At 45.3% G+C, this 11,950-nt stretch carries 10 protein-coding genes; 5 read left to right on the top strand and 5 right to left on the bottom strand.

All coding sequences use genetic code 11. The features are described from left to right. On the bottom strand, positions 1 to 907 hold a 907-nt coding region (locus tag EXU57_RS21550; protein ID WP_243745684.1), incomplete at its 3' end, for a DUF6531 domain-containing protein. An 833-nt stretch (positions 908 to 1,740) separates the two neighbouring features. Between EXU57_RS21550 and EXU57_RS21545 the strand changes: the two genes are divergently transcribed. Next, on the top strand, positions 1,741 to 2,286 hold the full coding sequence (locus tag EXU57_RS21545) for a GNAT family N-acetyltransferase (RefSeq protein WP_133270334.1): 546 nt from the start codon (positions 1,741 to 1,743) through the stop codon (positions 2,284 to 2,286). Between the two features lie 100 nt (positions 2,287 to 2,386). Here EXU57_RS21545 and EXU57_RS21540 read toward each other — a convergent pair whose 3' ends face one another. From EXU57_RS21540 to EXU57_RS25230, 3 genes are all read right to left on the bottom strand, one after another. After that, a complete protein-coding gene (locus EXU57_RS21540; RefSeq protein WP_133270333.1) occupies positions 2,387 to 3,424 on the bottom strand; it encodes a glycosyltransferase in 1,038 nt (345 codons plus the stop codon). Positions 3,425 to 4,034: 610 nt separating this feature from the next. Next, positions 4,035 to 4,742 (bottom strand): hypothetical protein, encoded by a 708-nt coding sequence (locus EXU57_RS21535; protein WP_133270332.1) that lies wholly within the window; start codon positions 4,740 to 4,742, stop codon positions 4,035 to 4,037. A 481-nt stretch (positions 4,743 to 5,223) separates the two neighbouring features. After that, complete coding sequence (locus EXU57_RS25230) at positions 5,224 to 5,385, bottom strand: hypothetical protein (RefSeq protein ID WP_165958235.1); 162 nt, start codon at positions 5,383 to 5,385, stop codon at positions 5,224 to 5,226. Positions 5,386 to 5,583: 198 nt separating this feature from the next. Here EXU57_RS25230 and EXU57_RS21530 point away from each other — a divergent pair, with 198 nt between their 5' ends. The 4 genes from EXU57_RS21530 (at position 5,584) to EXU57_RS21515 (ending at position 11,146) form a co-directional block, all read left to right on the top strand. Further along, positions 5,584 to 6,825 carry an aminopeptidase gene (locus EXU57_RS21530; protein WP_243745683.1) on the top strand — a complete coding sequence of 414 codons (1,242 nt, stop codon included), beginning with the start codon at positions 5,584 to 5,586 and terminating at the stop codon, positions 6,823 to 6,825. 398 nt (positions 6,826 to 7,223) lie between these two features. Continuing rightward, on the top strand, positions 7,224 to 8,282 hold the full coding sequence (locus EXU57_RS21525; RefSeq protein ID WP_133270331.1) for an endonuclease/exonuclease/phosphatase family protein: 1,059 nt from the start codon (positions 7,224 to 7,226) through the stop codon (positions 8,280 to 8,282). A 656-nt stretch (positions 8,283 to 8,938) separates the two neighbouring features. After that, a complete protein-coding gene (locus EXU57_RS21520; protein ID WP_133270330.1) occupies positions 8,939 to 9,484 on the top strand; it encodes a UpxY family transcription antiterminator in 546 nt (181 codons plus the stop codon). Positions 9,485 to 9,757: 273 nt separating this feature from the next. After that, positions 9,758 to 11,146, top strand: a complete 1,389-nt coding sequence (locus EXU57_RS21515; protein WP_133270329.1) for an undecaprenyl-phosphate glucose phosphotransferase — start codon at positions 9,758 to 9,760, stop codon at positions 11,144 to 11,146. 153 nt (positions 11,147 to 11,299) lie between these two features. Here the strand turns inward: EXU57_RS21515 and EXU57_RS21510 are convergent, their stop codons facing one another. Further along, positions 11,300 to 11,674, bottom strand: coding sequence for a PleD family two-component system response regulator (locus tag EXU57_RS21510; protein WP_133270328.1), 375 nt, complete (start codon positions 11,672 to 11,674; stop codon positions 11,300 to 11,302). Positions 11,675 to 11,950 lie beyond the last annotated feature (276 nt).

The raw sequence follows: 11,950 nt of genomic DNA, 5'->3' as shown, positions 1-11,950 counted from the left end.
GGCGGGTGAGGGTAAGTTTTTCAGGGCGGTTGTAAGTGCTTTGTCCATCGGGGATCAGCGGGAAAGCCGTTTCTCTGCCATCTGGGAGTACCACTGCGACCTGTTGTTCAACTTCGTCTACAACCAGCGACAGGTCGTAGCAGCAGTGGGTACCATGGCCCATTGGTCCTTCATAGCCCGAGTCGGAGTACCAGCTTCTTTGCCAGCTTACCGGCAGGGGTCCTGCAAGCTCAAAGTCGGTACCCTCATAGATCACCCTTCCGGTAACCAGGTCAACGGGTTCAAAGCCCGTTTTGCACAGGTGATCGGCAAGTCCGCGGGTGCAGTTGAACCTCCGGCTGATCCGGTTTAGTGCCCTGCCTGCACCTTTAAGCAGTGCACCAAAGCCGAAGGACATCGCAAGCGCTCGCTGCATACTTTCAAAGTCGGGCACATAGGGTCCGCCTACCATTACGGGATTACCTGCAGGAATGGGGATGACCGTAGACGTCGGCAGGTACAAGTGGGGCACAAGGTTCCATAGCTTCTTGCCTGGAGATACCGTAAGGGGCAGACCAATATCGCTGCAACTCATCACCATATAGCCCGCAGCACTAAAGAGGGCATCCTGCGCCTTTACCGTCAGGCTGCCAAAGAAGTTTACCGAATCATGTCCGATCAGAAAGGGCATTGCAAAGGGCCCGCCCATGGGTATATGCGCACGAAGTGCAAGCATACCATTAACCGAGGAGTTACCCCTGGGCAGGCCATTGACGTTGATGGTTGAACCGATAAAAGGAATGTAATCAGAGATATCCAGCACCAGCCCGATAAAGGGATGGGGAACCGGAACAGGTACACCCCCGATCAAAACAATGTGTATGTCGATGCCGAGAACAGGAAGGAGGTGTCTGTTGGCAGGAAGCATACACAAGGGTTTGGTGGTGTATAGTAAAATACAAAAAGGGCTGAGAAATGCAAGAGCGTTAGTTTATGTTGAATGTTGTATGGGGAGAAGCTTAAGTTATGAGTCTGGTTTCTATGTTGGATGTTGGATGTTGAATGTTGTATGGGGCCTCCGAAGAGAAATGAGACATGAGCTGCAATTACGTTGAATGTTAAGCAGTGAAGGCTAATGTGTTCGGTTTATGAATCAAAAGCACCCAACCCTGAAGGGGTTGAATTTGAATAGCCCCGGCTGAATTCCGGGGAAAGGAGCAAGACGATTTTTACAACGGGGAAGGGGTTGAAATAAAGGCGTAGAAGGAACAAGGGTTAATCAGTCAAGATTTGAGCGTTATAAGTTATCGTGTTATATTGAATGCTAAACCTGCATGCTAATGTGTTGGGTTTATGAACCAATCACACCCAACCCTGAAGGGGTTGCACTTCAATAGCCGCGGATGAAATCCGGGGAACAGCGAAAGTATTGGTGGAAAAAGAGGTCTCGATTTAATAGAATCCGAAGGTTATATTGCTTTCGCCAACAGAATTACACCGCGTAGCAATTGTTGAAATAAAGAAACTGATAGCTGGTTTTTAAACTACATCCACCGCTTGTTTCACTGGTAACGATTAACGATCAACAATGCTATCTAATTAATCAATCAATAACTTACCATTTGTTGGAGCTTAATGCCGATTAAATGCAATTATCATTTGGTAATGTTATTTGGAACAATCCCTTTTGTAAATAAGTATTTCACCAGGGAATACTTGCCTCTTGCTTTTTGAATACTGCCCGGCTGAAATCGCAACTAAATGAGATCAATCTCCTGTCCTATGCCCTCACCATCTATCCAAACAACCCGCCTCCATTTAGTTCCGTTTACACCAGCGATGTTCGATGAATTGTATCATCTATTTACCCATCCTTCGGTGCGACAATACCTTTTGGACGACACTATTGTTCAACCGGAATGGGTACATGATGCCATCCTTACCAGTCAGCGGTCCTTTGAAGATCACGGGTATGGGCTTTGGGCAATACACATGCGAGCGCAGAATTCAATTATAGGCTTCTGCGGATTTTGGCGATTTGAACACCTTGCATATCCGCTTCAATTGAATTACGGCCTATTACCGGAATTCTGGAATATTGGCCTGGCAACCGAGGCATCTAAGGCAGTAATTGAATATGGATTTGAACAATTGGATTTTAGTGAAATTGTTGCTGCGGCGGATGTTCCTAACAAGGCCTCTTTCCGGGTGATGGAAAGATTGGGGATGCGTCACTGGATGGACGACGGCGGCATTACTTATTTCAAGCTGAACAGACCCCTGTTTGTCGCACAAGATGGACAGTAGTGTTACGCCATCAACTAGATGAATAAAGGCGGACTTACAGTCTACGGAAATACCTTTTTTAATGATTACCCGAACTTCTATTTGTTGTCATCGGCAAGTACTATCGCTCAAAGATGTCGATCATCTGTTTACACCTGTCGTAGTAACTATATTTTTCGCCGGTACTTCTTTTGTAGGCGGCACTTTTAACACGCTGCACCACTATTGGGTTTCTATTTAAATAATCGATTTTTGATTTCAACTCCTCCACAGAATCAAAGTAAAAAGCCTCGGTGTTCTCCTCAAAATACGCGCATTGTTCGTGGGTTCTTTGAGAGAGTAAAAGCCCACCGTACCCCGGCACTTCAAAAGTCTTCATGTTGTGAGATCCCTCTATTAAATTCTGCTTACGTAACAGGTTGATGATGCCGTTTGACGAACGTATTGCAGTAGCATAATCCTCACCGTAAAGTGGGCTATTTTGATAAGCCGCCCTGACGGCAGGAAACAAATAAGTCCGGGATCTCCACTTATGCTCCCCATATATATTTACTCCATGCCCGGCTACTTTGCTCAGATACTTCGACCGCTCGTAGTCATATGCTCCTATAAATAACATCTTTCCCGAATAACAATGCTTACCCAGGTTGTTGGTAGAACAAATGTTTCGATCATATCCAAATGGGATGCAGTATGCCGGTATTTCAAACTTGTTTTTAATCTGTTCTACTATCGACTTTGCATAACTAAAATATATGTCGTAGTAACTTATGCTATCAACAACATTCCTGTTGCCGCTTGTTGCTGTAAAGAACTGAAATGGATGGTCGGGATTGTAGTTGGCAAGTATGGAAGTACAAGCTTTTAATTGCAAAATCGTTTCAGGAAAAAGCGTCATTCCCTTGAACACTAATATTAAATCAAATCTTTTCTTTTCTATAAACAACAAGATGTCCCTATTGACATCCCCATAATACATTTCGGGAGAAACTTTATTCCAAATACGGTCCGCAATACTTCTCCGGAGTAGCGACCAATATGCTTCATAAATGTCATAGGTGTCGATTGTTATTCCCAATGCCCTGAACTCTTGTGCATAAATATTTTCAATGGCTCCCTGGTTGAAACAGCCCACAATCAATGCAGATTTAATTGGCATCCCTTTTTTAATTTGATAAAAACTACAATACTTATTTACGTGGGCTCCTATAACGACAACAATCGATGAAACACCTGTGTTTGCAGCGTATGCCTCAACATCTTTACCATCGCAAAGTTGTGCTCCTCCTTGCTAACTGTGCCCTCAAGCAAAGTATGTCCAACGGAAATGGCGTTCAGACAAGTTAGTAAATCTTTATCGGCGCAATCAAATAAGATCATGTTCAGGTAATGCGATCGGATATGTTTTACATTACTGTCTCGTACATATTTTGAAGCACTTGCCTTTAGCCACGGAACTGCAGAGGCACCTAAAAGATTAAGACGATAAAACAGGCTTGGGTATACGCATCAACGTACAGGAACAACCCACGGCCTTGTATAAATGAACAGGAACGCCGTAAAAAGCGTTCCTGTTCATTTATTAATTAATCAAGGATAAAAAAGAATCAAATCTAAGAGCAATCAGGCAAAATTTCAGTCTTCCTGGCTCAACGTCATAAAGCAATCTGGATCGTTGAGGTGGCCAGATGAGGATCAACAAACTTTGAGCATTTTGGATACAAGAGGCGATGCCCCTTCTATGCTCCCTTAATCCTTCGACATCGCTCTTACAGCTGTGCCTTGTACACCATACTCAAGCTTCCTCCTAATACCTTATTTGCCAAAAAGTCAAGGTCATTTTTTGGACCGCTTTGTTTTAGCAGTCCATCCATATTCACGTCCTGCGTTTTGTATTGGTCTTGTAGCACCGAGGAGAGCAAGCCGTTTAGTGCAGGATCGTTTACCAAAGCATTCTGATCGTTATTGGCGCCATTCACTTTTACCTGCCCGTCGGAGTTTACATCACCTGCCCGCAGGCACCAGGTTGAACCAATTTGTACGGTCGAGGTATAATCCTGGTTGCTGAAACAATTGCCCGCATCAAACGACAAATTAACCACGGCTTCGCCCTGGTAATCGGCAAATTTAATGGGGTATTTCGTGCGAACGGGAAGGTGATTACGATGGCGTACCACCAGGTAGTAGGTGTCGGGAGGAAGCGGGTTAAGATCGGAAACTGCCGTATTGGCGACCTCCTTATCCACGACAATATGTACAACCGGGTTGCCACCGGTATTCACCAGGTTGCCGTCGCTTCGAAGCAGTCCAGCTGCCTGCCCGCGCAGAAAGCCACCTGCATACAATTCTACAAGCATCCAGTCCACGATTTCAGGATCGTTCAAATCGAGTACTTCACTGCCATTGTAAAACCAGGGACTGCCCGAGTATGGTTGCTTCGCGGGAAGGCCGGCATTATTATGCAGCTCTGTGTGCATTTTATGGGTTGCCGGGTTATAACAAGCCTGCAAAAAAACTTTAAGGCGAATTCCGACGGTCGGATATTGCTGTGCGTTAATTGATTGTTCCATAGAACTGGTAAGGTAGGCAACAGCGCGATAAAAAGAAAGTGCCCGGATTAAAAACTTTTTTACCGGCTACTTGCCTGGCCATCACACTATTTCTTTGGAGCTTGTTTACTAAGTGGTCTCCTTTGCAATGCCACCTGCGCTGCCAAAAGCCTGCTATTATGCGCATCGGGGGAGCTCCCACCTGCGCAGATCGCTTCAACTATTCTGAGATAAATAAGCCGAACTATAATCTACTATACGATCACCCGTGTAATGGAGGCTAAATCTTTGCTGAATACGGAATCAGGCAACCTATGAAGAGACCAGCGCCGCAACTCTTTTGCGACGCTGGTGATGAGGTTGCTTCTGCTCATAAACACGGATCCGGCCGGATAATCCTATTTGAGGGCTACTTTCCCGAACCTTCCGCCTCGCCCTTCTGCGCATTGCCGGTTTTCTTACTTTGTTTGTTCCCGCTTTCGGTACCAGCTTTCTTTGGCGGCACAGTCGGACTTTTCTTTTTTTGTACGATGCCGGATTTGTCTGTGCTTTTATTTGCTTGGTTTGGCATGATGGATGGTTTTAGTAAGTACGTATTAAAAAGATGTGCCATGCACTGTCCTTTTGCCAGGTCAGTAAATCAAGGGTGAAATAATAACCCTTTAGATGTTTTTACCTGGTCAACGCAGCTAAATAACCCGGGCTGCGGGGTTGCTTCATCACTTTCCTTTAGCCAAAGCCTGTAACTTCGTCCGCTTAAATCACCAATATGATAACTCCAGATGAACACCTGATGGCCAATTATGCGCAGGTGATGGTACACTATGCTTTAAACAACGGGCAGGGAATAAAAAAGGGTGATACGGTTTTCCTGGTTGGACAAGAAAACACCAAACCACTTTACCTGGCAATCGCACGGGAGATTTACACTGCTGGTGGCAACGTAATCAACAACTATATACCCGACAATACTAAGGATAATAGCTTGCCGCGCTTTCTGCTGCAAAATGGTAGTGATGAACAAATCGGCTTTTTTGCACAACCTTACTGGAAAGGAATTGTCGACGCTGCAGATCATATCCTCTTTATCATCTCAGAGCCCGATATCCATTACCTCGAAGGTATACCCTCGTCGAAGATCAGCATGATGAACAGTGCAAGGGCGCCTTACATGAAAATGCGCGAAGAAAAAGAACAGGCAGGAAAACTGTCGTGGTCGCTTTGCCTCTATGGCACCCAATCCATGGCCGAGGAAGCCGGATTAACTTTAGAAGCTTATTGGGAACAGATTATCGAAGCCTGTTACCTGCGGGAGCATGACCCGGTTTCAAAATGGAAATCTGTGCAACAGGAGATCGAGCAAATAAAGGATCAACTAGATAACCTGGCGATCGAAAAGCTACATATCAAGGGTGATGACGTTGACCTGCATATACAGCTCGGACCAAACCGCAAGTGGCTGAGCGGGGGTGGAAAAAATATTCCAAGTTTCGAGATATTTACTTCGCCTGACTGGAGGGGCACCAATGGCTCGATCAGCTTTAACCAGCCGCTATACTATTCGGGCAAACGTATTACCGGGGTGTCGCTTCAATTTGAGAACGGGGTCGTTGTTGCTTCGGCTGCCACGGAAAATGAAGACGCACTAAAGGAGATGATCGCCCAGGAAAATGCCGACAAGGTGGGCGAATTTTCACTGACCGATAGACGTCATTCGCGCATCACCCGGTTTATGGCCACCACCCTGTTCGACGAAAACATGGGTGGCGAATTTGGCAACACCCACATTGCACTTGGCAATGCCTACAAAGACACCTTCCCCGGGGATCTCTCTGCCGTGTCCGACGAGCAATGGGCCGGCATGGGGTACAACAGCTGTCCGAAAGTACATACCGATATCATTAGTACCAGCAACAGAACGGTCACAGCCACGCTGCAGAACGGAACAGAGCGGATCATTTACCAGGATGGACAGTTTGTATTGAATGAGGTCAATACCATTCGGGGGTGATCATCACAGCGCAACATTAAATTTCCAAATGCATGGCCCCACGCTTCGCCCGATCTGTTGCATGCCCAAAACCACTACACCATGGTGGTTGAACGTAATCCACTTTAGCCGTGAAGCAACCCCCTCTGCGATAAACTTGGGGTCACGAAGGAGTGATGCTATTTCGAATGGGTCAGCCCGGCCAGGAGCGATGCTCAAGAAAATGCACCAGCTCATTACAACAAACTTGTTTTTTTTGGACCCGGCGAATGAATTACTATGAAGCATCCTTGCGTCGCACTCTTGTACCTGGGTTAATTCTATTGAGCGGAATACTCCAGCAGCCTTGATACACAAGGGATTCATACTTTACGGTTCATTATTAACATACTATCTTAGCTTCCTCACCATCTATCTGCATGAAAAAAGTTCTTATTGGCTTTTCGTTATTCGGCCTCCTGCTTACCCTCCTCCCTTTAATACCATTACAGTACGGATTGATCAGGATGTGGTCGTACCCGCGGTTGCAGATTGCGGTGCTTATGGGCATTACACTGGTTGGATGGGCTTTTTTTCACCGACATGCCAGCCAACACATGTGGCTGATTGTTGCCGTTGTGGCCGCTACCGTGTACCAGCTAACCAAGTTTTTACCCTATACATTTGTTTGGAAGCCTGAAATCGTTGATACCAAAACCAGGATAAAGGATCAGGAGATATCGATCCTTTTCTACAACGTTTACATGTACAACCAGAACACCACTGCTTTCATCAACCTTGCTAAAGAAGTAGATGCAGACCTGGTTTTGATGGCGGAAAACGACGAGTTCTGGCGGAAGGGCACAGCTCCCCTGTATGCAGACTATCCATACAAAGTGGAGGTACCCTTACCCAATACTTATGGCATGTGTCTCTACAGTAAATTGCCGCTGTCCCAAACCAAGGTGAAATTTCTTGTGGAACCGGATATACCTTCCATTCACACCATTGTTACGCTGCCAAGTGGTCAGCCGGTGCGCTTGTATTGCATCCACCCGGAACCACCCGGCCCTTCGAAGTCGACCAAAGACCGGGATGCAGAATTGGTTATTGTTGCAAAAGACATCGCAAAGGAGAAGTTACCCGTGCTAGTTGCCGGCGATCTTAATGATGTGGCCTGGTCGTCGACAACCAAGTTGTTTGGCGAAATCAGCCAGTGCAACGATCCCCGGGTTGGGCGTGGCCTGTTTAGTACGTTCAATGCGAAGTACCCCATTTTTCGCTGGCCGCTCGACCACTTCTTTGCTTCAAAAGAGTTTACCTTAAACGACATTAAAAGGCTCCCTAAAATCGGATCCGATCATTTCCCCATTTTTACCCGATTGACCTACAACCCGGCGTCTGCTGCTTTAAATAAGACAAAACAGGCAGAGAAGGCTGACCTCGAGAAAGCCGAGGAAAAGTTGAAAGAAGAAAAGAAAGAAGACCAGCAGCAATAAATCACCATTTCATGCTTCCCCCTGAACAACCCTTGCAGGTGACAACACCTGCAAGGGCCTACCGATTCTTACCAACATAGTTCGCAGGTGACAACACCTGCGGGCGCGTGAGGTGATAACAACTACGAGGGCGCTCAGCTTCCTGCGACATAACATTTGCAGGTGACAGCACCTGCCAGGGCATTCGATTCCAATCATAGTTCGCAGGTGACAACACCTATGGGTGGCTTAAAAGATTCCTGCGACATAACATTTGCAGGTGACAACACCTGCAAGGGCGTGAGGTGACAAAACCTGCGAGGGCGATACCCTAATACTAAACCTGAATACCTCAATACCCAATACCACATAACCTCAACACCTCAATACCTTAATACCCATTACCTCAATACCCAATACCTAAATACCTCACTACCCCACTACCCAATTTTAGAATATTTCCCTGCCCTGTGCAACTTTTCCCACCTTGATACCACTCCATAAACGGGAAGTTTGAGCGAAACACAATGTAGTAACAGCTGACCGCTAAACGGATCAACCATTATTCGACATAAAAAGCCTAACCAGGGTTTCAACTCGCTTTCCAGGTGCTATCGTGTCGCCTGCAGGTTCAAGCCTGTAATAACCGGTTTTACTAAAGTTTTCAATCACATAATATGGACGGTTCATCAAAGCATTGGTATGCAATCAGCACGTACAACAAATCTGAAACAAGAGTTTGCACCTTGTTAAGCAAAAAGAATTTCGAAACCTTTTACCCCGTTGGTAAAAAGGTGCAGCAACTGGGTAACAAACACAAAGTTTCTCTTGAGCCCCTATTCGAAAACATGGTATTTGTATATGCATGTGCACAGGATCACCGCGATATCAAAGCGGTTGAAGGAGTGAGAAATTTGTTCTATTGGCAAGGTGAACCGGCCATCATTAACAATACAGAAATCAAGATGCTGCGCCAGGTCACTCAACAGCACCAGAATATCGATGTGCGGAAGATCCAGGTTGACGCATCAAAAAAAATGTCCGTCACGGAGGTCTGTACAAATGCGAAGGATGGATCAGATACCAATTGCAGCCAGCTGAAAATTTCCCTGCCTTCCTTGGGCTGCTCGCTGGTGGCTGAAGCAAACGAAAGCGAAGTGTATGTAATGAACACCCGGGTAATAGATCGCTCAATAGCAAGAAGGGCTGTAGCGAGTTATTAAGACCCTTTGCCGCTTAGAACAGGATAGACTAGGCATTCATGCTTGTGTCTTCCAACCGCCTGATCGCCTAACCAGGCATCCTTCCTACACCTGCGATCATCAAAAAATCTTATCCATATCCAACCTATTCAATAAATAACTCGTCATAGTCCCGTAAGCACACCAAATCCGCAAAAAAGGCGAAAGAGAACGCCCCAACCCGGAGCATGTTGAACCAACGCTTGCCTTTAACCGCCATCATTGGCTCCAAATATTCAATTCCGAAAAACTATTATGAACAGTCGTTTCCTCAGGTCTCTGCAACTCTACCTTGGCTTCCTCGACTTTATTGTCCTTAATGCCGTCTTTTTTATTGTACAGTTTTTCTTTGAAAGCCAGTCGCTGATCACGAACGACATAGCATACGCTCACCTCGGCTTTTTTATGAGTGCAGCCTGGATCTGCACCATTTTGTTGACAAACCTGTATCACGAAAAATATGTATCGTCGTTTGAAGCATTTACAAAAATGACGATACGCGCCTACCTGTACTTTTTACTACTTGTGATAATGTACCTGTTCTTTTTCAGGATCATGGATCTTTCAAGAGTCTTTCTGACGGTTGTACTGGTGAACATTCCCATTGCACTACTGGTTAACCGCTTTCTTTACCTGGGCATTGTCCAATACCTGAAGAAGCAGGACTTCCTGATCAAGGTGGCAGTGATCGGTTACAACAGCCTTTCAAAGAAACTTGTCAACTACCTCGAAGAAGATACCATCAAGAAAGAAGTCGTTGGCTTTTGCGAAGAACCGGAAAACGTACATGAACTTTCTGCCTACCCAATTATTAGCAACATCGAACGAACGATCGAAACCTGTAAGGCGCACGGAATTACTGAAATCTATTCCACAATAGCACCGGAACACAATGAGGCGATTTACAACCTTATGCAGACTGCCGATGAAAATTGTATCCGTTTTAAGATTGTACCTGATCTTGAAATTTACATGAAGAAGAAAATGCACATCGATTACCTGAAAGAAATTCCCGTGATCATGATGCGCAAAGAGCCCCTGGAAGAAGTGGGTAACAGGGTAAAGAAACGCTTGTTTGATATACTGGTAAGTTCACTCGTGATCATATTTATATTATCATGGCTGCTACCCATCATCAGTTTACTAATATGGCTGGAGTCAAAAGGACCTATCTTTTTTATACAGGAGCGTACAGGAAAAGACAACAGGGTTTTCAGGTGTCTCAAGTTCAGGAGTATGAAGGTAAATGAGCATGCTAACCTTGTTCAGGCAACTGCAAACGACAGCAGGATAACCAGGATGGGAAAATTTATGCGCCGAACTAATATAGATGAGTTCCCGCAATTTTTAAACGTATTTCGCGGGCAAATGAGTATCGTTGGTCCAAGACCGCATATGCTCAGGCACACGGATGAATATTCTAAACTGATTGGCCAATACATGGTGCGGCAGTTCTTAAAGCCAGGCATAACAGGTTGGGCCCAGGTTAATGGCTTCAGGGGTGAAACGCGTAATCTTGCTCAAATGCAACACCGGGTTGAACACGACCTTTGGTATATGGAACAGTGGAGCCTGGTGCTTGATCTGAGAATTATGTTTATGACCGTATTCAACGCCATTAAAGGAGAGGAAAATGCAAGATAACTTTAGCGATATGCTCCTGTAATCCTAAAATATCCCTGTTTGATGTTACCAAAATTGAGTTGTTTGACCGCAGATAATACCCACAACCATCGGCTGGCAGGGAAGCAGCCATTCGCCTTATAAGCTATTGTTGAGAACAGCGGCTGTATATACCTATCGCCCGTTTCCAAATAGGCGGAGCAGCCTTCTGACACGAACCGAGAGTTCCATCGAATTGAAAGGTTTGGTCAGGAAGTCGTCTGCGCCCAGCTGAAAGGCCTCCATAACCGTTGCTTCCTCATCAAGACCTGATAGCACAATGATGGGAATATTGTAAGCAGAGGTGGATTTTACAATGCCAATCAGTTCAAGACCTGATGTATATGGCATCAGGATATCGGTAATAATCAAATCGGGGCGGTTGGTTTCAAGCGCTTTCAGGGCTTCTCTTCCGTCTACTGTTCCCGTTACTTCGTACCCGTCTTTTTTTAACTGTTCAACAATCAGCATCAGCATGAACGGTTCATCTTCCGCCACTAAAATTTTCATAGTTGGTATTTAAATCAGCGCACTAGGTGGTTCCGACAAATTTAATAAAATGGTTTACAGTTACAAGGCTCCGAAAACCGGCAGGTTGAAGGCTAAAAAGAAATCAGTTAACAATCACCATCGTTCGCATTTATCCCTTTAGCAAATGCACTCATTATTTAGCTGTTGAACGTTAATCAGCACATTTTGTTGCGATTTCGTTTTTTAAAAAAATAATTTCACCCGCGCATCATCGCAGTGTTGTTTTGACTTTATTTTAACCTATTACTGAAGTCA

Source organism: Segetibacter sp. 3557_3, assembly GCF_004354985.1.
GTDB lineage: Bacteria > Bacteroidota > Bacteroidia > Chitinophagales > Chitinophagaceae > Segetibacter.
The sequence above is the reverse complement of the archived record's forward strand: the minus strand, read 5'-3'. Positions and strand labels throughout refer to the sequence as shown.